At 68.4% G+C, this 23004-nt stretch carries 15 protein-coding genes; 8 read left to right on the forward strand and 7 right to left on the reverse strand.

The window, feature by feature from the left end; genetic code table 11:
- Positions 1-32: 32 nt before the first annotated feature.
- A complete protein-coding gene (gene leuS / locus GOPIP_RS05500; RefSeq protein WP_006368583.1) occupies positions 33-2909 on the reverse strand; it encodes a leucine--tRNA ligase in 2877 nt (958 codons plus the stop codon).
- Between the two features lie 113 nt (positions 2910-3022).
- Between leuS and GOPIP_RS05505 the strand changes: the two genes are divergently transcribed.
- Together GOPIP_RS05505 and GOPIP_RS05510 are read left to right on the forward strand one after the other, a co-directional pair.
- Positions 3023-3559 (forward strand): SdpI family protein, encoded by a 537-nt coding sequence (locus GOPIP_RS05505; protein WP_006368584.1) that lies wholly within the window; start codon positions 3023-3025, stop codon positions 3557-3559.
- An 8-nt stretch (positions 3560-3567) separates the two neighbouring features.
- Entirely contained in the window at positions 3568-4575 is a 1008-nt protein-coding gene (locus tag GOPIP_RS05510; RefSeq protein ID WP_006368585.1) for a bile acid:sodium symporter family protein, read from the forward strand.
- A gap of 112 nt (positions 4576-4687) precedes the next feature.
- Here the strand turns inward: GOPIP_RS05510 and GOPIP_RS05515 are convergent, their stop codons facing one another.
- The 3 genes from GOPIP_RS05515 to GOPIP_RS05525 form a co-directional block, all read right to left on the reverse strand.
- Positions 4688-5311, reverse strand: a complete 624-nt coding sequence (locus GOPIP_RS05515) for a DedA family protein (protein WP_006368586.1) — start codon at positions 5309-5311, stop codon at positions 4688-4690.
- Between the two features lie 36 nt (positions 5312-5347).
- Positions 5348-7399 (reverse strand): CocE/NonD family hydrolase, encoded by a 2052-nt coding sequence (locus tag GOPIP_RS05520; RefSeq protein WP_006368587.1) that lies wholly within the window; start codon positions 7397-7399, stop codon positions 5348-5350.
- Positions 7400-7496: 97 nt separating this feature from the next.
- Positions 7497-8174, reverse strand: coding sequence for a YqgE/AlgH family protein (locus GOPIP_RS05525; protein ID WP_006368588.1), 678 nt, complete (start codon positions 8172-8174; stop codon positions 7497-7499).
- 36 nt (positions 8175-8210) lie between these two features.
- Between GOPIP_RS05525 and GOPIP_RS05530 the strand changes: the two genes are divergently transcribed.
- Entirely contained in the window at positions 8211-9554 is a 1344-nt protein-coding gene (locus GOPIP_RS05530; RefSeq protein WP_006368589.1) for an MFS transporter, read from the forward strand.
- Here GOPIP_RS05530 and GOPIP_RS05535 read toward each other — a convergent pair.
- The gene (locus GOPIP_RS05535) at positions 9521-10063 is read right to left on the reverse strand and encodes a hypothetical protein (RefSeq protein ID WP_006368590.1); all 543 of its coding nucleotides are present in this window, start codon (positions 10061-10063) and stop codon (positions 9521-9523) included. The two genes, GOPIP_RS05530 and GOPIP_RS05535, sit on opposite strands and share 34 nt — an antisense overlap.
- Positions 10064-10148: 85 nt before the next feature.
- Between GOPIP_RS05535 and GOPIP_RS05540 the strand changes: the two genes are divergently transcribed.
- Entirely contained in the window at positions 10149-11243 is a 1095-nt protein-coding gene (locus tag GOPIP_RS05540) for an aminotransferase class V-fold PLP-dependent enzyme (RefSeq protein WP_006368591.1), read from the forward strand.
- 27 nt (positions 11244-11270) lie between these two features.
- Here the strand turns inward: GOPIP_RS05540 and GOPIP_RS05545 are convergent, their stop codons facing one another.
- Positions 11271-12743, reverse strand: coding sequence for a CCA tRNA nucleotidyltransferase (locus GOPIP_RS05545; RefSeq protein WP_006368592.1), 1473 nt, complete (start codon positions 12741-12743; stop codon positions 11271-11273).
- Positions 12744-12949: 206 nt separating this feature from the next.
- On the opposite strand from GOPIP_RS05545, the gene GOPIP_RS29000 reads away from it, so the two are divergent.
- From GOPIP_RS29000 to GOPIP_RS05560, 3 genes are all read left to right on the forward strand, one after another.
- On the forward strand, positions 12950-14242 hold the full coding sequence (locus GOPIP_RS29000; RefSeq protein ID WP_006368593.1) for an NUDIX hydrolase: 1293 nt from the start codon (positions 12950-12952) through the stop codon (positions 14240-14242).
- Positions 14235-17066, forward strand: a complete 2832-nt coding sequence (locus GOPIP_RS05555) for a DUF6049 family protein (protein WP_280110114.1) — start codon at positions 14235-14237, stop codon at positions 17064-17066. The genes GOPIP_RS29000 and GOPIP_RS05555 overlap by 8 nt, the downstream gene beginning before the upstream one ends.
- Positions 17067-17322: 256 nt before the next feature.
- Positions 17323-21138, forward strand: coding sequence for a murein biosynthesis integral membrane protein MurJ (locus tag GOPIP_RS05560; protein WP_035727261.1), 3816 nt, complete (start codon positions 17323-17325; stop codon positions 21136-21138).
- On the opposite strand, the gene GOPIP_RS05565 is transcribed toward GOPIP_RS05560, so the two are convergent.
- On the reverse strand, positions 21122-22078 hold the full coding sequence (locus GOPIP_RS05565; RefSeq protein WP_006368596.1) for a sterol desaturase family protein: 957 nt from the start codon (positions 22076-22078) through the stop codon (positions 21122-21124). The genes GOPIP_RS05560 and GOPIP_RS05565 overlap by 17 nt on opposite strands.
- A 266-nt stretch (positions 22079-22344) precedes the next feature.
- On the opposite strand from GOPIP_RS05565, the gene GOPIP_RS05570 reads away from it, so the two are divergent.
- Positions 22345-22932, forward strand: a complete 588-nt coding sequence (locus GOPIP_RS05570; protein ID WP_035727263.1) for a TetR/AcrR family transcriptional regulator — start codon at positions 22345-22347, stop codon at positions 22930-22932.
- Positions 22933-23004 lie beyond the last annotated feature (72 nt).

The raw sequence follows: 23004 nt of genomic DNA on the forward strand, positions 1-23004 counted from the left end.
TGGTGGCCGGCGGGCACCATCACCGCGAGCCGTCATGGAACGATGTTGACCAATCGCCCCGGCACGATGATCACCTTGCGGGGCTCCCCGTCGAGCAGGGCGACGATCTTCTCGTCGGCCAGCGCCACCTCACGTAGCGTGGCCTCGTCGGCATCGGCGGCAACGGTGATGCGGCTCTTGACCTTTCCCTTCACCTGCACGGCGATCTCGACGGAGTCGGCGACGAGCCACTGCGGGTCGGCATCCGGGAAAGGCCCCCGAACCAGCAGTTCATCGTGGCCCAGGCGGTGCCAGAGTTCCTCGGCGATGTGCGGGGCCAGCGGGGCGAGCATGGTGACCAGCGGCTCGACGGCGGCGCGCGGGGCACCACCCTCGAACTGCTTGGTGAGGTGATTGGTGAGTTTGATCAGCGCCGCGACCGCGATGTTGAAACGCAGCCCGGCGAACTCCTCTCGCACCTCCGCGATCGTCGTGTGCAGCAACCGCTTCGTCACGTCGTCGAGCTCGGCGTCGGTGACGCACACCGTGCCGGTCTCCTCGTCGACCACCAGACGCCACACCCGCTGCAGGAATCGTTGCAGTCCCACAACATCTTTGGTGGCCCACGGGCGAGACTGGTCGAGCGGCCCCATGTACATCTCGTAGAGACGCAGGGTGTCGGCGCCGTAGTCGGCGGCGATGTCGTCGGGGGTCACCGAGTTCTTCAGCGACTTCCCCATCTTCCCGTACTCCTGGGAGACCTCGTCGCCGTTGTAGAAGAACTTCCCGTCACGCTCGGTCACCTCCTCGGCGGGCACGTAGATGCCGCGCGAGTCGGTGTAGGCGTAGGCCTGGATCATGCCCTGATTGAACAGCTTTCGGTACGGCTCACGGCTGGTCACATAACCGAGGTCGAAGAGGACCTTGTGCCAGAAGCGCGAGTACAGCAGGTGCAACACCGCATGCTCGACGCCACCGATGTAGAGGTCGAGGCCGCCGGGATCATTCGGCCCGTGCAGCGCCGGCCGCGGGCCCATCCAGTAGGCCTCGTTCTCCTTGGCGCACAACGTCTCGTCGTTGGTGGGATCGATGTAGCGCAGCTGATACCACGAGCTGCCCGCCCACTGCGGCATCACATTGGCGTCACGGGTATAGGTCTGACGACCGTCGCCGAGATCGAGCTCGACGGTCATCCACTCGGTCGCCTTGGCCAGCGGCGGGGACGGCTCCGACCCGGAATCCTCCGGGTCGAAGGAGACCGGTGCGTAGTCATCGACCTCCGGGAGTTCCACCGGCAGCATCGATTCCGGCAACGCGTGGGCCTGACCGTCGGCGTCGTAGACGATCGGGAACGGTTCGCCCCAATACCGCTGCCGGGCGAAGAGCCAGTCGCGCAGCTTGTACTGGATGGTGCCCTCACCGGCACCGCGCTCCTCGAGCCACGCGGTGATCGCGGCCTTGGCCTCCTCGACGCGCAAGCCGTCGAGGAAACCGGAATTGACCAGCGGCCCGTCGCCGACGAACGGTTCGGTGGCCACCCCCTGCTCGGATCCGATGACCTCGAGGATGGGCAGGCCGAAGACGGTGGCGAACTCATGGTCACGACCGTCGTGAGCGGGCACCGCCATGATCGCCCCGGTGCCGTAGCCCATCAGCACGTAGTCGGCGATGAACACCGGGATCTCGCGCCCGTCAACGGGATTGGTGGCGTAGGTGCCGGTGAAGACGCCGGTCTTCTCCTTGTTCTCCTGCCGCTCGAGATCGGACTTGGCGGCGATCGCGGTGCGGTAGGCCGCGATGGCGGCGGTCGGGGTGTCGGCACCGCCACCGGTCCATCGGGGATCGGTGCCGTCGGGCCAGGCGTCGGCGGTCAGCTCGTCGACGAGCGGATGCTCGGGTGAGAGCACCATGTAGGTGGCGCCGAACAGCGTGTCGGGGCGGGTGGTGAAGACCTCGATCGTCGTGCCGCCGGCGGCAAAGCGGACCTGCGCGCCCCGGGAACGCCCGATCCAGTTGCGCTGCATGGTCTTGACCTTCTCCGGCCAATCCAGGTCCTCGAGGTCGTCGAGGAGGCGGTCGGAGTAGGCGGTGATGCGCATCATCCACTGCCGCAAGTGCTTACGGAACACCGGGAAGTTGCCGCGGTCGCTGCGACCGTCGGCGGTGACCTCCTCGTTGGCGAGCACGGTACCCAGCCCGGGACACCAGTTGACCAGCGAATCACTTTGATAGACCAGACGATAGGAGTCGACGACCTCGTTGCGCTCGGCCGGCGACAGATCGGCCCACACACGCCCGCCGAACTTGTCGTGACCATCGAGAGTGCGTGCACCCGAATCGAATTCGGCGATCAGCTCGGAGACCGGCCGCGCCTTGCGCTGCTCGGCGTCGTAGAAGGCGTTGTAGATCTGCAGAAAGATCCACTGCGTCCAGCGATAGAAGTCCACGTCGGTGGTGGCCACACGGCGCCGCTCGTCGTGACCGAGCCCGAGCCTGCGGATCTGACCGAGGTAGCGCTCGATGTTCGCCTCGGTGGTGGTCCGCGGATGGGTACCGGTCTGCACCGCGTACTGCTCGGCGGGCAGACCGAAGGAATCGAAACCCATCGTGTGCAGGACGTTGCGGCCGATCATCCGCTGATACCGGGCGAACACGTCGCTGGCGATGAACCCCAAGGGATGTCCGACGTGCAGACCCGCACCCGAGGGATACGGGAACATGTCCTGGACGAAGACCTTCTCGGGCGAGTCGGGAGCGCCGCCACCGAAGGCGCTGAGATCACCGGCCAGCGGCCCTACCGGGTTCGGCGCCTCGAAGGCGTGCCGGTCGGACCAGTTCCGCTGCCAGCGCTGCTCGATCTGTCCCGCGAGTTCGGCCGTGTAGCGATGGGTGCCCTGGGCCGGTGGGGTCGAGGTATCCGCTGAAGTCACCCCACCAGCGTAAATGGTGGCCCGAGGCACACTGCAGCGGCACTCGTCCCACTCGCGCGCGGAGTCCGCGGGCGAGTTTCGCCCCTGCCTGCCCCAGCTCGTATGGTGGTCGGGTGAGCGTTCTGTCCGTCGTCGTCGCCGTCTGCGTGTTCGTCCTGGCCCTCGTGTGGGTCGTGGTCGGGGTTGCCGGTCTGCGCGGCACGCTGCGACGCAACCGCTGGCTCGGCGTTCGCGCACCGGAGACGCTGGTCTCCGACGAGGCCTTCGCGCTGGCCAACAAGGTGGCCGCCCCCGGCACCCTCGGCGCCGCGGTGATCCTGATCGCCGGCGGCCTGCTGACGCTCGGTGTCGGCGGCACGTGGTCGTTCCTGTTCGCCGTCGGCGCCCTGCTCGCCGCGCTGGTGGTGGTCGGCGTGGTCAGTGGTTACGGGGTGCGCGCGGCGCGCTGGGCGGTCGACCCCGACGACGACTCGGGTTGCTCATGCTGTTCTGCCGATGCCGGCTCCCATGACCACACCGCCCCCGCGACGGATGCGGCGAAAACCGACGCGCAGGGCCCGGCCGACGAGTGTGGCGAATCGAGCTGCGCATCATGCACCTTGCGTGGTGTGTGCGCGGCCGAACCGGCAGCCGACACCGCCCAGCGCTGAGCGACCGCATGCGCTCCCTACTGAGCCGTTCGCCGATCGACGGGTTCATCCTGGCGATCCTCACAGCGGTCGTCGCCGCGGCCTTCCTGCCGGCCCGTGGCCAATTCGCCGACGTCCTTGACTGGGTCGTCGTGGTCGCCATCGGCTTCCTGTTCTTCCTCTACGGCGCCCGACTACACCCCCGGCAGGCACTCGAGGGGCTGACGCACTGGCGCCTGCACCTGATCATCCTGGCCTTCACCTTCGTGGTGTTCCCCCTCATCGGGCTCGCGCTGCAACCGCTGCTGCGGCCGGTGATCGGCGACGACCTCACATCGGGGTTGCTGTATCTGTGCCTGGTGCCGTCGACGGTGCAGTCCTCGATCGCGTTCACCTCGATGGCCCGGGGCAATGTCGCGGGCGCGATCGTGAGTGCGTCGGCGTCGAACCTACTCGGCGTCGTTCTCACCCCGGTGCTGGTTGTGGTGCTCATGTCGAGCACCAACGGTGTGCACATCACCGGGTCGCAGGTCCTGGAGATCCTGCTGGAGATCCTGGTGCCGTTCATCCTCGGCCAGCTGTGCCGGCCACTGGTCACGCCGATCCTGAAGCGATTCGCCGAGCCGACGAAGTACGTGGATCGCGGGTCGATCGTGCTCGTCGTCTACGCCGCGTTCAGCGAGGGTGTGCGCAACGGCATCTGGTCGATCGTCGGGGTGTGGCAGGTGGTGGCGATGGCGGTGGTCGCGATCGTGCTCGTCGCGTTCATGCTGTGGCTGACTGGTTGGCTGCCACGACGGCTCGGCTTCCACCGCGAGGACGCCATCGCCATCCAGTTCTGCGGCACCAAGAAGAGCCTCGCGACCGGTCTACCGATGGCGACGGTGTTGTTCAGCGGGTCGGTGGTTGGCCTGATCGTGTTGCCGCTCATGATCTTTCACCAGATACAGCTGATCATGTGCTCGTGGTTGGCCACCCGCTACGGTCGCGAGGCCGCCGCCCTCGAAGCCGCCGAATCCGGGTCGGAACCGGGCTGAGAGCGTCAGGTACGAGTACAGCTTCCACCGGAGCGGGCCACCGACCCCGATTCCACGGCGTGTCGCGCCGAATCGGTGGAATCTGTATTCGCCTTCCCCGAGCGGTCGGCTCTCAGCCGATGTCACCGCGATGCCAGCGATGCACCGCCCAGCTGACGCCGTAGAAGGCCGCGACCACACCCACGAGGGCGATCACGGCGTAGAGCAGGATCGTCGCACCGAGCACCGCCCCGGCGAAATAGCCGGCCAGCAGCACCGCAGACGCCCACGTCAGTGCGCCGATCGCATCAGCGATGCCGAACCGCACGAAACTCATCCGACTGATGCCCGCCATCCGCGGCACAATCGTCCGCACGTACCCGACCCAGCGGCCGGTGCCGACGACGAGCAGGCCGGATCGTTCCAGACGCTGCTGGGCGTTGTCCCAGCGTTGTTCGCCGAATCGGCGCCCGAGCCCCGACTCCTTGAGCCGCTGCCCACCGACCCGGCCCAGCCAATACCCGGTCGCATCCCCGGCGACCGCGCACAACACCACGACGACCACCAGCCAGGCGATGTTGGTGGAGCCGACCGCTGCCGCGACCCCGGCCGCGAGCAGCACCGCCTCGCTCGGCATCACCAGACCGGCGATCAGCAGGGCCGTCTCGAGGTAGACGATGCCCGCCGCGATCAGGTAGACCGCCCAGGAGGGAACCGACTCGATGACCCCGATGAGCCAGTCGGCGAAGGCGTGCACCAGTTCACCGTAACGATGAACCGTCCAGGGGGTTTCTCACAGGGGTGCCGACAGGGGCAGGTTCACGAAGCTGGGGTTACTCGGATCCAGCTCGATGTGCTGGGGTCGAAGCCCGGAATCGTTGAGCAGCGGCCGCAGCGGGAGCCCGCGCGGCAGGTTCATCGCGAACACGTCGATCCGCAGCCGGTGACCCTTGCCGATCAGCGCCTCCGTCGGTAGGAGTCCGATGTCGATGCCCACCGACTTACCCGGCGTCACGGGGTGGCGGGTGTCGAGGGTGAGCGTGTAGAACGGATCGATCACATCCCCGTTGGGCGCGAATTGCGAACGGCTACGGTCATATTCGCGCAGCGACGCGACCACCTGCCCGGAGCTGATGACCTTGGACGTGCCGTCCGGGGCGACGTCGTTGAGCGTCGCGGTCCAGTAGCCGTCCGGGGCGTCGAGCACGGTGTTCAGATGCACGTTGCCGTAGCCGCTGACGCTGCGGGTGGTGGTCATCGGTGCGCTGGTGAAACTCAGCGCGTTGCGTTCGGAGATCCGTGCGTCGTCGGCGCAGTCGGGGAAGATCGCGGTCAGGCCGGCCATCTGCTGTGCCGAGTCGCGCGAACACAGCGTCGCAAGTCCCGGCGCCACCGTCATCCGGGCGCGGGTCGCCGGGACACCGATGCCCAGACTGCCGTCACCCAGCGCATACGGGGCCGTGCCCGAGCGCCGATCACCCAGGTAGAGGCGCTGACGGGTCATGCCCGCGCGGGGGAACTGCGAGGCGGTGATCCACCGGTCGCCGACCTGCTTGAGGTTCACCGGGCCGTAGCGGTCGATCCCGTTGTCGATTCCCTTGAGCCACTTGTCGAACCACGCCTTCTGCAGCACGTCGAGACGTGGTGGCGTACCCGGCCGGCCCTGCCCACCGCCGATCGTGAGGTGGTAACCGTCGCCCATGATCAACTGCTTACGTCCGGGCGCGAGGGGGATCTTGTTGTACATCGCGACCTCGGAGTTGGTGAACAGATCGAACCATCCGCCGTAGATGAGCGTCGGGGTGGTGATCGTGTCGGCGTGATCCTGCCAGGCCGTCCGCGGACCGGAATTCGGGCTCAGCAGATCACGCAGCTGGGGTGGGATGGACGCGATGTTCGGGACGGTCAGCGCCTGGATGAGTTGCGGGAAGAAGGTGAACGGGTCCCGCAGGCGGTCGGCCAGCCACGTCCAGTCGAAGGTGCCGTTGAGCATCGACGCGACGTTGGGGACCAGCTTGGTGGAATTGACCAGGGTCAGCCACAGCGGCAGGAATCCGACGCCGAGCGCGCCGCCCGGTGCGACGATGTCACGGATCAGGTCGCCGCCCGGTTCGACCGGGAAGATCGCCTTGAGGGCTTCGGGATGTTTGTTGGCGGCCTGGATCTGGTTGATCGCCGAATACGAGACGCCGGACATGCCGACCTTGCCGTCGGACCATTTCTGCTTGGCGGCCCAGTCGATGACCTCGACGGAGTCCTGCTGCTCCCGTTGTTGGAAGACGTCCCAATCCCCTTGGGAGAAGCCGGTTCCGCGGACGTCGACGACCACCACCGTGTAGCCGCTGCGCACGAGATCGAAGTCGACGGAGAAGTTGCGCAATCCCTGATCACGGATCAGGTGCGCGACGTCGTTGATGCCGTCGATCGGGGTGCCCGACAAGTTGATCGCCGAGGCCACCTGGACGGCCAGCGGCGCCAGCACCGGGTTGGCCAACGCGGCCGCGGTGATCGCGGAGACGAGTTTGGTGTAGGGCGTCATGGTCACGATGACCGGCGTCTTGGCCGTCGTCGGTATCCGGGCCGCGTTGGCCGGGCGGTAGACGTTCGCGCGCAGGATGGTGCCGTCGCTCATCCGGATCGGGACGTCCCATTGGGTGTTGACGTCGGCGTAGGGATGCGGACCGTCGTGCGAGGCGAGCCACCGCTTGGCCGGGGCTCCGCCGTCGGGGCCGGTGGCCGCGTGCGCCGTTCCTGCCGCTCCCAGAGTCGGGCCGGTCAGCAACGCGACGATCGCGATGACCGCCGCAACGACGACTCCCCGTACCCGAATTTCCCGTACCCGCATCGCCGTCCCCCCGGTGAGATGTGACCGGACGAGAGCCTAGCAAGACCTGTGAGGCGTGTCACCGGTCCTGCGGGATCGCCTGACCGGGTGTCGGCGCTCAGTTCCCGGTGACGTCGACGGGGTGGGTGGCCAACAACGGCAACGGCCATGGTTGGCGGCGCAGCACGTCGGCCCAGATGTCGGTGGTCGACGGGGCGAGGATGTCGCGCGGGAGCGCCGAGGCCAACATCCAGCTGTCCTGGGCCATCTCCGCGTCGAGCTGACCGATCCCCCAGCCGGCGTATCCGGCGAAGATGCGAAGGCCCTCGAGTACCGGCCCGATCAGCTCGGGATCGGCGTCGAGGTCGATGAGGGCGACGCGGCCGCTGACCGGCCGGATCTGTTCGATCCCGGAGATGTCGGCGCCGTGCCGGACAACGCCGAGACACAGGGCCGAATCCTGTTTGACCGGGCCGCCGACGAACAGGGCCCGCGGCTGCGCGGCCAGATCGGTCCACGACGGCATCACGTTGTGGACCGCGGTCTGGCTCACCCGATTGAGGACCACTCCGAGACTGCCCGCGTCATTGTGCTCGATCACATAGATCACGGTGCGCGCAAAGGTGGGTTCGAGCAGATCGGTGGACGCGAGCAGGAGCGTGCCGGCCCGAATGCTGTTGGCCGACTCGATGTCTCGTGCCGCATCCGCGGCTCCGCCGCCACCGCCGACGCCGCGCTCGGGCCGGTCGGGGGTGAGATCGTCTGCGCTGTCACCGCCGTCCACGACATCCATCATCGCATGAGAAGTCGGCTCGGTCGGTAATGTAGGTACGTGAATTCCGCGGTGACCGAAGGTACGTCCTCGTGGAAGATCTTTACCCATTCGCTGAGCCACTCACCCGGCCTGGGCCGGCTGCTCGCGGTGCGGCTGACCAGTCAACTCACCGACGGAGTCTTCCAGGCCGCGCTCATCGGTGGCGTGCTGTTCAATCCCGAACGCCATGCCGATCCGCTCGCCGCGGCGCTCGGTTTCGCGGTGCTGCTGGTGCCCTATTCGGTGATCGGCCCGTTCGCCGGAGCGCTGCTGGACCGGTGGGATCGGCGCAGCGTCCTGCTGTGGGCCAACGTCCTGCGCGCCCTGCTGATCGTGATGGTCGCGATCGCGATCAGCACCGGCAGTTCCGACACCCTGGTGCTGATCAGCGCGCTCGCGGTCACCGGGGCCAGCCGGTTCGTGGCGTCGGGGCTGTCGGCGGCGCTGCCGCACGTGGCGCATCGCGAGGTCATCGTCGCGACGAACGCGCTGTTCACCACACTCGGCGGGGCGATGTTGTCGGTCGGTGCAGGTCTCGCGCTCGGCATGCGCGCCCTCGTCGGCAACGACAACGTCGGTAGCGCGGAGACCACACTGATCGGTGTGGTGCTCGCGCTCGTCGCCGGGCTGGTCGCACACGGTTTTCCGGCCCGTCAGCTCGGACCCGACCGTCCCGACGACATCGGTCACTCGGCTGCTCACGCGGTGGCCGTCGGCTTTCTGCACGGGGCGCGGGCGATCGCCCGGTGCCGTCCGGCGTCGGCGGCGCTGTCGGCGATCGGGATACACCGGCTGGTCTTCGGTCTGAACACCCTGATGCTGTTCGTCTTCGCCCGGCACGTGCACGGCGGCGGTGACGGACTGAGCCGGATCAGCCTGGTCCTCGGATGTGTGGCGACCGGGGCCTTCGCCGCCGCGGTGACCACACCGATCCTCGTCGACCGCTACGGCAGACGCGCCACGATCATGCTCATGTTGCTGCTCGGCGCGCTGGCCCAGGTGCTGCTGCTGACGTTCACGATCCCCGGCTTCTGCGTGGCCGCCGTCGTGCTCGGATTGGTCGGGCAGACCACCAAGTTGTGCGGCGACGTCGCCATGCAGGTGGACATCTCCGACTCCGTGCGCGGACAGGTCTTCTCCGTGCAGGACGCCTTGTTCAACCTCGCCTATGTCATCGCGATGGTGATCACCGCGGTGATCATCTCCCCGGACGGCCGCTCGGTGCCGCTCGTGCTGATCGGGTGCGCGCTCTATCTCATCGGAATCGTGGTGGTCCGCGGCCTGCATCCTGCCCGCCACAACTACTCACCGCCGCCCGTCCCCGACGATCACCTGCCGAAACCGGGCTCCCCCTCGGCGTAGGCGGCATCGGCGGTGCCGTCGCCGTCGGAGTCGACGAGCACCTGGTCGGGGCGGCCGTCGGAGTCGGTGTCGACGTAGAGCCGTCGGATCGCCCCCGCGTCGAGGAGGATCTCGATGTCGGGGGTGCCGTCGCCGTCGAGGTCGTGCGCCTGGACCCGGGTGTCGGTGGGAGCGGGATCCGCAGGGGTGGGGGTGGCCGGGGTGGGAGTGCCGGGGATGTGTGGCGCAGGCGCCTCCCGTGTCGGGACGGCGACACCCCAGATCCCGTTTCCCGAGTCGCGATAGTGGTGCTCCACGGTGTCGTCGTCGTCGAGGTCGAGGGCCGCGAGGTCGGCGATGCCGTCGGCGTCGGTGTCGATGAGCAGATCGTCGCGACGACCGTCGCCGTCGAAGTCGAGCGCGATCGCGTCGAGCACACCGTCGGCGTCGGTATCGGTGTCGGCGGGGGTGTGCCAGTGCGTGGGCTCTGAGTCGCCATTGCCGAACACGTACTCCAGGACAGGATCCATGGGGTATTGGACGCACGGGCGGGGTCCACGGTTCCCTCGACGGTCGATGGTCGCGGCGACGACCCACACGGTAGGTTCAACGGCTATGTACGTCAGCGTTCTCGGCGAGCAGTTCCACCGGGCGCGACTGTCGCCGGCGATCACCCATCTCGATTCGGCGTCGGCGGGTCGGTCGTCCAACGCCGTCATCGGGACCATCTCGGCGCACCTGTGGCGTGAGGCCGAGCGTGGATCCTATGTGGCCGCCGATGACCGTGCCGAAGAATTCGCCAGGGACACAAGGGATCTCGCTTCTCTGATCGGACACACCGCCGAGGAGATCACCTTTCGCGAGAGTGCGCGGGCGGCGTTGCGGGCACTGCTCAACGGGTGGAGCCTGCCGGTCTCGACCACGGTGTGGGTGGCCAAGAACGAGTTCGGGCCCAACCTCGTCGAATTCGAACGTCGCGGCTATGCCGTGCGCCCACTGCCCGACGGCGACCTCAACGGGCACATCGACCTCGATGCGCTCGAGAACATGCTGCAGTTCGAGCAGCCCGATTTCATCCACATCTGCCACATCGGGTCGATGTCGGGGGTGGTGCAGCCGGTGGCGCGGATCGTCGAGATCGCCCATGCGGCACAGGTGCCCGTCGTCGTCGACATGGCGCAGTCGGTGGGCCATGTCCCCACCGTCACCGGCGCCGACATCGTCTACGGCACCAGCCGCAAGTGGCTGACCGGGCCCCGCGGCGTCGGCTTTCTCGCGGTGCGCCGGGACTCGTTGCGGACCGTCGAGATCGAGAGTTCGGAGGCGTTCCTCGCGGGCCGATTGGGGCTCGGTGTCGCGGTCGCCGAACTGCAGCAGATCGGCCAGCAACGAGTCTTCCGCGAGCTCGCGGCGATCGGCCGCGCGACCCGCGAACGCCTCGACGGGATCGGCAGCTGGGTGGTCTGCGAACCCGTCGACGAACCGTCTGCGCTGGTCACCCTCGCCCCACCGCCGGGTTGGCAGGATTCCGACCTCCGGGCCGCTCGCGATCGGTTGTTCGACGAGCTCGGCATCCTGGTCACCGCCGCCGAATCGTGGCGGGCACCGCTGGCCGGGGACCAGGCGGTGCTGCGGATCAGCCCTCACCTCGACGTGCGCCGCGAGGACCTCGACCGGCTCGCCGACGCCCTGCGGACGATGGGGTACTGACGCAGTTCCGGCACGACCCTCGCGCGACTACGCGGTGCCCGCCCCGCCCTGTTCGGCCCACCACTGACGGAGTGCCTCCTCCGCCTCGTCGCGGGACAGCGGCCCGCGGTCGAGGCGTAGTTCCTTGAGGTGGCGCCAGGCCTTGCCGACCAGCGGCCCCGGCGGTAGACCGAGCAACTCCATGATCGCGTTGCCGTCGAGGTCGGGGCGGACACGGGCGAGGTCCTCGGCGGCGCGGAGTTGGTCGATGCGGCGTTCGAGATCGTCGTAGTTCTGTTGCAGGCGCCGGGCCCGTCGCTTGTTGCGGGTGGTGCAGTCGGCGCGCACGAGTTTGTGCAGACGGTCCAGAAGCGGCCCGGCGTCGGTGATGTAGCGGCGGACCGCGGAATCGGTCCAGGCACCGTCGCCGTATCCGTGAAAGCGCAGGTGCAGGAACACCAACGATGCGACGTCTTCGACGACGGCCTTCGGATACTTCAACGCGCGCATACGTTTTCGGACCATCTTGGCGCCGACCACCTCATGATGGTGAAAGCTCACGCCGCCGCCGGGTTCGTGGCGACGAGTGGCCGGTTTGCCGATGTCGTGCAGCAGCGCCGCCCAGCGCAGGACGAGATCGGGGTCGCCGTCCTCGAGATCGATGGCCTGCCGCAGGACGGTCAGCGAGTGTTGATAGACGTCCTTGTGCTGATGATGCTCGTCGATGGTCAGACGCATCCCCGGCACCTCGGGCAGCACGCGCTCGGCCAGTCCGGTGTCGACCATCAGTTCGATGGCCTCGATGGGGTGCGCGCCGGTGATCATCTTGTCGAGTTCGACGCGGACACGTTCGGGGGTGATGCGATCGATCTGTTCGGCCATGTCGGTGATTGCCGCGGCAACGCGGGGTGCGACGTCGAAGCCGAGTTGGGAGACGAAGCGCACCGCACGCAGCATGCGCAGCGGGTCGTCGCCGAAGGATTCCTGCGGGGTCGCGGGGGTGTCGATGATCCCGGCAAGGGCGGCCGACAATCCGTCGAGGGGGTCGTGGAATTCCTGGGCCCCGGCGCGGCCGATGCGCACGGCCATCGCATTGATCGTGAAATCGCGGCGGACGAGGTCGTCGTCGATGGAGTCGCCGAAAGTGACCTCGGGGTTGCGGCCGACGCCGTCGTACTTCTCGGCGCGGTAGGTGGTGATCTCGAGGATCAGGTCCTTGCGGCGAGCGCTGATCGTGCCGAACTCGATACCGGTGTCCCAGATGGTGTCGGCCCAGCCGGACAACAGTTCCTGGACCTTCTCGGGTCGGGCGTCGGTGGTGAAGTCGAGGTCGGTGCCCAGGCGGCCGAGGACGGCGTCGCGAACCGAGCCGCCGACGAGATAGAGGTCGTGGCCGGCGTCGGCGAAGAGTGCGCCGAGCGGTTCGGTGATGTCGGAGAGCGCGCGCAGCGACACCGCCGCCGCGGCGAGGAGCCGGGTGCGGCGCTCGGCGGTGGTGTCGGGGTGGGGCTGCTCGGTCACGGCACGACAGCCTACCGGCGCCGGGAGCGAAGCGAGCGGGCCGGATCGGGGCCAGGCGCCGGGAGCGAAGCGAGCGGGCCGGATCGGGGCCAGGCGCCGGGAGCGAAGCGAGCGGGCCGGATCTGTAGCGACCGGATACGCCTGTCTGCGCTGCTGCCAGCACCATGTGGGCAAACGGCCGGTGACCAGCAGCTAGCATCGAAGGCGTGCCCACCGACCCGTCAACCGACCCCACAGACGTCTCCGCCGACGTCAACGCGGGTGGGCGCCAGGCCGCAGAGGCCGGGTCGGGTGAGGCGCATGGTGTCGGTGGGCAGGGTCGGCGGCGTGGTCGTCGGGGTCGCCGGAAGCGCCGGGGTACTCCGGAATCGCGGTTGGATGCGGAGTTCCATCCACGCCCGGAAACGCCTCCGACCAGTGCCGAGCATCCGACGCCCCGCCCGAAACGGCCATCTCCGGCAGATCTCGCCGATCGGGCCGGCGGTACCAGGAACCACACCAGCACCAGCGCCGACAAGAACGGCCCGAGCAAGAACGGCACAGGCAAGAACGGAACCGCCAAGCCCGGCCCGGTGAACTGGTCGGCGGCTCCCGTGAACGGAACCGGGGTCAACGGGACCGGCGCGCACGGGACAGGAGGGCACGGGACAGGAGGGCACGGCACAGGTGTGCACGCGCCCAAGCCCGGGGGTCCCCGTCACCCGTCCCCGGCGTCCGTGGCCGCCGCCACACCGACCGGCAAGGGCACGCGGGTGAGCGCGCCGAAGCCGTCGGACATGGCCGTGATGTCGGCCCAGATCACCAAGACCGGCCTCACCCAGGACGCGGCGACGCCTGCACCGGGTCGGCGCAGGCGCGGCAATCGTCGTCCGGAGCGCGCGGAGCGTTTACGCACCGTCCGGGAAACGTCGGCGGGCGGGTTGGTGATCTCCGACCTCGATCTGCCGGTCGAGGAACTGTCGGCGGCCTTGATCGGCCGCGTGGACCGACGTGGGCGCATGATGTGGTCGTTGCCGAAGGGCCACATCGAGACCGGGGAGACCGCCGAGCAGACCGCGGTCCGCGAGGTGGCCGAGGAGACCGGCATCCAGGGCCTGGTGGTCGCGCCGCTGGGCAAGATCGACTATTGGTTCGTCAGCGAGGGTCGTCGCATCCACAAGACCGTGCACCACTATCTGTTGCGCAGTGTCGGCGGCGAACTCTCCGATGCGGACTACGAGGTCAGCGAGGTGGCGTGGGTGCCGTTGCACGAGCTACCCCGCCGACTGACGTACTCTGACGAGCGACGACTGGCCCGCATGGCCCGCGGTGTCATCGCCGACCTGGCCGCCGACCCCCAGCGGTTGGCCCAGTCCGAGGCCGAGAGCAGTCGCACAGAACCCAACGCCTATGAGAGAGCCGCAGCCGCCCGCAACCAGCGCCGAAACGAGCCGCCTCCCGCGGCGCCCTCGCGTCGGCGCCGGAGGCGTCCCCGCCGCCCCGCGGCCGGTGATGGCTGAACGCTCGTCGGGGCGCGCATGGTGGGCTCGTTTCTGCACGGTCGTCGCAGTGGCAATGCTGACGATGTTGTCGGCGGCCCCGGCCGCGGTGTTGTCGGCCGCCCCGGCCGCTGCGGCACCCGGCGCCGACGCCACCTCACAACCGGATCGATTTGCCCAGATCGTCATCGATTCGATGACGCCGTCGATGGTCACCAGCAGTTCGGGTTCTACGGTGGCGATCTCCGGGCATGTGGTCAACACCAGCAGCCGCACACTGCGTGATCTGGGTATCCGGCTCGAGCGGGGCGACGCACTGACCAATGCCACACAGTTGCGGTCGGCGCTGGCCGGTGAGCATCCACCGATCGCGGCGGCCACCGACTTCACCGATCTGTCGTCGGACACCCTGGGCCCGGGTGCGCAGGCAAGCTTTTCGATTACGGCGCCGTTGTCGGGTACGGGTGGTCTGCAGATCTCGCAACGCGGGGTGTATCCGTTGCAGCTCAACGTCAACGGACTCCCCGATTACGGCGGCGTCGCCCAGGTCGCCGGATCGCGCACGCTGCTGCCGGTGCTGTCGTTGCCGCCGGACCGGAGTCGGGCGGCCTCCTACACCGACCCGGGCAGCGGCGACGCGTCGTCGGTGACCCCCGGTCTCGGTGCCGACGGTTCGGTGTCCGCCGACACTTCCAGTCCGTCGCGATTCACCCTGTTGTGGCCGATTGCCGCGCCCCCGCAGCTCGCTCCGGGCGCCCTCGGCGGAAACACCGAACCGGTGCGGCTGATCAGCGAGGACATGGCCCGCTCGTTGTCGCCGGGCGGTCGGTTGGATTCGGTGCTCGCCCCGCTGCGGGCGATCGCCGACGCCGCGCCGCCGTCGGCGCCCGACCCGAATGCGCCGTCGTCGGTGGCCCCCGCACCGGGTGCACAGTCCGGTCAGACCTCGGACCTCGCGCGGAGCATGTGCCTGGCCGTCGACCCCAATCTGCTCGTCACGGTGCGCGCGATGTCGCTGGGCTACGTGGTGTCCTCCGATCCGTCCGACCCGACGTCGTCGACGGTGCCGGGCACCGGTCAGGACGCGGCGACCACCTGGCTCAACGAGCTGCACGACGTCGCCTCGCGACTGTGCGTGGTGGCCTTGCCCTTTGCCGGGGCGGACCTCTCTGCACTCGCCGAGATCGACAATTCGGGCCTGACCGCGGCCGCACTGGACTCCCCCGCCGACGTCGTCGACTCCATTCTCGGCGTCAAAAGCGTTCGCGGACTGACCATTCCGGCCCTCGGCGCGATCAACCAGGCGGGCGCGACACTGCTCGAGGACACCAAGCACACCACCGTGCTGACCTCCGCGGGCAATCTGTCGACCACGCAACCGCAGAGCACCGGCGCCTACCGCGTCGGACCGCTGGCCGCGCAGTCCTACGACGAGCCGGTGACCGCCGCACTCGCGGCTCTCGGGACCGACCCGTCGACACCGGCGATCACGCCTGCCGACCAGACGGTCGACCTCGCTGCGGAGTCGCCCCTGAGCAGACGTCAGGCAGGCATCGGCGCGCTGGCCTTCGCCGCGGTCGACACTCCCGATGACGAGCGCGGCGACTCGGAGCAGGGCTCCGTCGCCCCGACCGCGGAGCAGCCGACGACCGGTCGCTCGCAGGTGGTTCTTCCGTCCCTGTACTGGTCGCCGACCACCGACGACGCCAATGCACTCATCTCCACCGCAGAGGTGCTGTTGGGTTCCAGGGTCGCCACCCCCACCCCGCTGACCAGCGTCGTCGACTCGGCAGACGCTGCGCGCGCCGACGCCCGGCTGGCCCCGTTGCCCGGTGTGGGACCGGTGGCATCGGTGTCGGTGCCCCTGCCGGAGCAGACGGCGACCGCGATGCGTGAGCAGGCCGACCTCAGCTACCAGCTGCAGGGCTCGCTGGTGAGTTCGGCCGACGTGGAGACCACCCCGGAGCGTTACCTCGCGCCACTGCGCGAGGACATGCTGCGCTCGCTGACCGTGCCCGCCCGGGCCGGCGCTGCGACGCGCACCCGACTGGCCGACACCCGGGCGCAGACGATCCGTGCCGTCACCTCGACGCTGGATCGCATGCGGGCCGCGGTGACGATCCTCGACCCGGGCGGTCGCTACACGCTCGCCTCCGAACGCAGCCCACTGCTACTGGTGGTGCGCAACGATCTGGCGTTGCCCATTCGGGTGGACATCAGGACCAGCGCGCCCCACGACCTCGACATCGGCGACGTCGGGACGATCGAGATCCCGGCACGCGGCACGCGCCAATTGCAGCTGCCGACGCGGGCCGAGACCTCCGAGGCGATCACCGTCACCATCTCGATCGCGACGGTCACCGGCCTGCCGATGGGCTCCGACATCCGACTCTCGGTGCATTCCAACGCCTACGGCAAGGCGTTGTTCATCATCACGATCATCGCTGGTGCAGCCCTGGTGCTGCTGACGGCACGGCGACTCTGGCACCGTTTCCGCGGCGAACCCGACCCGGCCGACGCCGACCGTCCCGAGCCCGACGAGCAGGAGCGATTGCTCGCCGCGGCAACCTATCAGCAACGACGACGTACGCTGCACATCGAAGAAGTTCATTCGGGTGCGTGGTCGGACGACGCGGGGTACTCGTGGCCACCGGATCCCGAGCGGGCCGACGATGCCGGGTCGGTGCGGACCTCGCCGGGTGGTGACGGGTCCGAAGACCCGGGTTACCGGCACACCGACCCCGGATCCACCGACGGGCCGACGCCCGGTCCGGAACCCGACGAGCCGGAACCGGCGGAGAATCCGACGACACCGGCAGAACACAGCAGTACCCCACCGAGATGACCGACAAGGCAGGCGAATGAGCGAGCGAGGACCGGGCGAACCACCGCGTCGCGCCGCACCCCGTCGCATTCCCCCTACTCCGGCTCCGGAACGGCAGATCCCCGACCGCCGGAACCCGCCCCGCCGGACTCAGTCCCGGCCGGCCGACGGACCGGCCCGTCAGGGTCCCCACCGGTCGGGACCGCCGCCGCTGGCCGGCCCGCTCGCCGACGCCCCGCCGCTGTCGGGCGCACCTGTCACCCCCGAGACCCGACGCATGGGCGCGGGCCGCGCCGCATCCGGCGGCACCGGACCCCGGCCCGGCGTCACCCCGCCACCCGCGCGGGCCCCGCGTCACACCCTGACCCCGACACTCGACCGCGATCCCCGGTCCGACGAAACCCGGTCCGACGAAACCCGACCGGAGGACGGCCCGTCCGACGAGTCCGCCACCGGACTGGCACGCGACTCCGACTCGAGCATCCTGCGGACCAGCGGGTCCATCGCGATCGCCACCCTGGCCAGCCGCATCACCGGATTCGTCCGGACCGTGCTCATCCTGGCCCTGCTCGGCGCCTCGGTGGCGTCGGCCTTCCAGGCTGCCGACGTCCTGCCGAACATGATCGCCGAGATCCTGCTCGGCGCGGTGCTCACTGCCATCGTCATCCCCCTGCTGGCCCGCGCCGAAGCCGAGGACCCCGACGGCGGCGCGTCGTTCATCAACAAGATCTTCACGCTGACCGTCGTCGTGCTGGGTATCGGCACGATCGCCGCGATCGCCGCTGCCCCCCTGCTGACCAGCCTCAACATCGACAACGCGGAACTGCGCCCGCTGGCGACCGGGCTGGCCTACTTCCTGCTCATCGAGATCCTCTTCTACGGGCTGACCGCACTGTTCACCGCGATCCTGAATCTGCGCGGCTACTTCAAGCCCGGAGCGTGGGCGCCGGTCCTCAACAACGTCGTCCAGATCAGCGCACTCATCGCGTATTGGCTGATGCCCGGCCAGTTGACGCTCAACCCGTTCCGAATGAGCGATCCGCAGTTGCTGGTCCTCGGGATCGGCTGCGCGATGGGCGTGGTGTTGCAGGCGCTGGTGCTGTTGCCCTACCTGCGTCGTGCCGGCATCCGGCTGCGCGTCGAGTGGGGGCTCGACGCACGGTTGCGCAAGTTCGGGAACATGGCGCTGGCGATCGTCTCCTACGTCGCGGTCCTGCAGGTCGGTCTCATCGTCACCTATCGCATCGCGTCGGCGGCCACCGAGACCGGCATCAGCGTCTACGTCACGCACTGGCAGCTGCTGCAGCTGCCCTACGGTGTGCTCGGCGTGACGATTCTGACCGCGATCATGCCGCGGCTCTCGCGCAATGCCGCCGGCGACGACACCAAGGCCGTCGTCGACGACATGTCGCTGGCCACCCGGCTCACGATGGTCGCGTTGGTGCCCGTCGTCGCCTACATGACCTTCTTCGGCCCGGCCATCGGCGTCGCGGTGTTCAACTTCGGCCGGTTCGACGCGCACGTGGCCACGCAGCTGGGTTCGACGCTCGCCTGGGGTGCCTTCACCCTGATCCCCTATGCGATGACGCTGGTGCAGTTGCGGGTGTTCTACGCCCGCGAGGATGCGTGGACGCCGACCTTCATGGTTCTGGGTATCACCGTCGTCAAGATCGCCGCCTCCTATCTCGGCCCGGTGCTGTTCTCCGACCCGGACCTCGTGGTGCGCTGGTTGGCCCTGTCGAACGGTCTCGGCTATCTCGTCGGCGCGATCGTCGGCCACTATCTGTTGCGCAGCCGATTGCGCGCCGATGCCCGCGATCCGCGTGATGCCCGGCTGACCAACGTCGCCCGCACGACGGTGGTGACGCTCGCGATCTCCGTCGGCAGCGCCTTCGCGGTGTGGTTGATCGCCGAGATCTCGGGCCTGCATCTGGCGACACAGCACGGCAAGATCGGGTCGATCGCCTACCTTCTGCTCACCGCGATCGTGGTGCTCGGCGTGATCTATGCGGGCCTGGCGGCGGCCGGTCTTCCCGACGTGGTCTCCGTCCTGATGTCGGTGCGACGCGTGGCCGGTCGCTTCATCCCCGCACTTGCGCCGAACGGCGAACCGCAACAACAACCATCGGCAACGATCACGGTTCAGTTTCCGCGGGTCACCAGCGACGAGTCGCTACCGTACTCTGGTCAGGTACAGGTCGTTCGACGGTTCGATCGCGGTTCCGCGACGTGGCAGTCGTATGCGGTGCACACCGGTGGCGCCGCGGGCGGCGCCGGTGTGGCGCCGTGGACCCCGCCCCAACGACCCCCGGACATGCGCTATCGGAGGAGAGGAGTTCGCCGCGTGAACGAGAGCGGAATCGACGCCACACCGGAATCCCCGATCAGCCCGGCCGAACGCGGCGTCACCCCGACTTCCGATACCACCACACCTCCGGAAAGGCCGGTCGCACAGTCGAATTCGGCCAATGGTTCGGGCGGCGCCCAGCCGGCCGACGCGATGCCGGCCACCCCCGTCGATCCCGACCGCGCCGAGCCCATCCGCCCGGCGCGACGCCGCGGACCCCGCCTCGTGCCGGGCGCCGCGGTCGCCGGCGGCCGGTACCGCCTGCTCGAACATCACGGCGGCACACGGGGTCTGCAGTTCTGGAAGGCCCAGGACATCAACCTCGACCGCGAGGTCGGACTGACCTTCGTCGACGCCGAACAGCTCGCACCCCCACCGGACAAGGGAGCTCCGAGCAGATCCGGCGACACCGGACCGCAGGCCGTGCTCACCCGTACGTTGCGTCTCGGCCAGATCAGCTCGTCGGGCGTCGCCCGCGTGCTCGACGTGGTCCGCGGCTCATCGGGCGGCATCGTTGTGGCCGAATGGGTTCAGGGTTCCTCGCTGTCGGAGGTCGCCGCCACGCATCCGTCACCGATCGGTGCCGCACGTGCGGTCCGCGCGCTGGCCGCCGCGGCCGAGGCCGCGCATCGCTCCGGCGGCGCCCTGTCCATCGACCATCCGGATCGCATCCGCATCTCCGCCGAGGGCAATGCGGTGCTCGCCTTCCCCGGCACCCTCGCCGGCGACGATGCCACCTCCGACGTCCGCGGACTCGGAGCGGTGCTCTACGCACTACTGCTGCAACGGTGGCCGCTCGACGGCGCCACCGGTTCCGAGCTGGTGACCACCATCAACACGACCACCCCGGTGGGCGGTCTGGCGATCGCCTCGCCCGCCGCCGACGGCGAGGGCCCCATAGAGCCACGCGAGGTCGACCCGGAGATCCCGTTCGAGATCTCCGCCGTCGCCGCCCGCGCGTTGTCGGGGAGTCGTGGAATCCGCACTGCCGCAACGGTTCAGCACGTTCTCGATCAGGCCACCGTCGTCGACCTCAAGACCGACATGATCCCCGCACTCGGTGACTCCGACGAGCCACCGGTGTCGATCGGCCCGTCAGGTCGGATCGGTTCCGACGAGCCCGCGCGCAGCAACCGGACCGTCGCGCTGCTCGTCGGTGCGGCTCTGCTCGTGCTGTTCGTCGTGATCGCCCTGGTGGTGTGGCTGACCGGTGTCTTCGGCGGCGGTGACGAGCAGACCGACATCAACAAGTTCCTGTCGTCGACCACGTCGGCGCCTGCACCGGCACCCGGCGCAGCTGCATCCGCGGGCGGACCGATCGCGCTGCGCTCGGCCACCCTCGTCGACTATTCCGGGCAGTCCGGTGACAATCCCGACCTCGCCCGCAACGTGATCACCGGAGCCGGATCTGGTTGGCGCAGTGACACTTACCGCACCGCCGACTTCGGCAGCCTCAAGCAGGGGCTCGGCCTGATGCTGGATCTCGGATCGCCACAGACGGTCAAGTCCGTCTCGATCACCACCACCACACCGGGATTCGCGGTATCGCTGCGCGGTGCGCAGAGCGCCGACGCCACCCTGGCCCAGACAACCCAGCTGGCACAGGGCACCGTCGATCAGCCCGACACCACACTGTCTATCGCCAGTCCCACACAGTCGCGGTATCTACTGGTGTGGGTCACCTCCCTGCCCGGCGCGGGGGGCAGCTATCAGGTGCAGATCTCCAAGATCAGCGCGACGAGCTGACCGCGCCGCTCGCCGAGGGGGCGTCCCCGGTCGTGGGGCTCCACCCGGGTGGTCCGAAGATGTAGCCGAGCTTGGCACGCCAGCCCGCGGCCGCCCGCACATCACGGGCGATGGAGACGTACTCGTGCGTCTGCAGTGTCCAGATGTTGTAGGTGCCAACAGGTTTGGTCAGCCCATAATGTGGCCGATGCGCCTCGGCACGAAACGATCCGAACATCCGGTCCCACAGGATGAACACCCCGGCATAGTTGCGGTCGAGGTACTCCGGGTCGCTGCCGTGATGCACCCGATGGTGTGACGGGGTGTTGATGACGAATTCGACGGGCCGCCACATGCGATCGATGTGTTCGGTGTGAATCCAGAACTGGTACACCAGATTCACGCCGTAGCAGGCGAACACCACCGCAGGCGGGATGCCCAGGAACGGCAGCGGTATCCACATCACCAGCGCCGCACTGATATTCCACTTCTGCCGCAACGCGGTCGCGAAGTTGAAGTACTCGCTCGAGTGATGGGCCTGATGAGTCGCCCACACCAACCGGACCCGGTGGGAGATGCGGTGATTCCAGTAGTAGAGGACGTCGACGGCGACGAATCCGATCACCCACGTGTACCAGGAGCCGATCGGTAGCTGCCACGGCGCGATGTAGACGAAGATCGCCGTGTAGACCAGCAGCCCCGCGATCTTCCACACCGCGCTCGTGGCTATCGACACCAGTCCCATCGAGATGCTGGCCCGCGCGTCACGCTTCTCGTAGGCACCGACCGGTGACCGGCGCTCGACGGCAGGACCGGTGTCCTCGGTATCGGTGTCCTCGGTATCGGTGGCCCGATCCTCCAGTTTCCAGGCCGCGAACCATTCCAGTACCAGCAGCGCCAGGAAGAACGGGATCGCGAGCACCGTCGGCTCGTGCATCGGGTCGGGAAGTAGGTCGAGCACGGCGTTGTTCTCCGGTGGTCGTCGAGTTATCTGACACAGTCTCGTGTCAGATCTGTGTGTGACACGATAGCGTGTCAGATGACGGGTTGTCCACGGTGCCGTCGGATCGCACACGCCGAAAGGGGAGAGCATTGCCATCCCGGGAGCAGCGCTCTTCCATTGAGCCCGAGTCCGCGGAGCCCGAGTCCGCGGAGGGGCGCCGGTACGGGGGCGCAGAGGCCGACGAGCGACGCGCCCGCCGGCGACGAGCCTTCATCGACGCCGGTTTGCAGCTGTTCGGGGAACTCGGCTACCCCGCGGTGACCGTCAAACGGCTCTGCGACGAGGCCGGTCTGACCCAGCGCTACTTCTACGAGTCGTTCGCCGACCGTCCCGCATTGCTGATCGCCGTGTACGAGCACTGCGTCGAGGTCACCCGAACCGCGACCGTGGGTGCCGCCGCGGAATATCTCCTCGACCCGGCAGGCGTCGCGCCCGACGCCGTGCACGCAGCGGCCCGTGACACCCTCGGGGCGTTCCTCGCAACGTTGACAGGTGATCCGCGACGCGCACGCGTGATGCTCGTCGAGGTCGTCGGAGTGGATCCGACGGTGGAGTCGACTCGCCTACGAGCCATCCACAACTGGGCGAGTCTCATTCTCGCGCTGGCGATGGGGGAGCGCGAGGTGTCGCCGGCACAACACCTCGCCGCGGTCGGACTCGTCGGCGCGGTCACGCAATTGCTCGTCGATTGGTATTTCACGAATGTCGCGCCCGATCCCGTGGATATCGGCGCTGAACCCACCGACCTCGACGTCGTGCTCGACGTCTGTGTCGATATGTTCGGTGCCACCTACGATCAGCTCATGCGCTGAGAAGGTTCGGCGTCATCTTTTCCTTTCGCTCGCCGGACTGTCGGCGCTGAATTTCGTCGCACGGTCGGCCAT

The sequence above is a fragment of the Gordonia polyisoprenivorans NBRC 16320 = JCM 10675 genome (assembly GCF_000241325.1).
Classification (GTDB): domain Bacteria; phylum Actinomycetota; class Actinomycetes; order Mycobacteriales; family Mycobacteriaceae; genus Gordonia; species Gordonia polyisoprenivorans.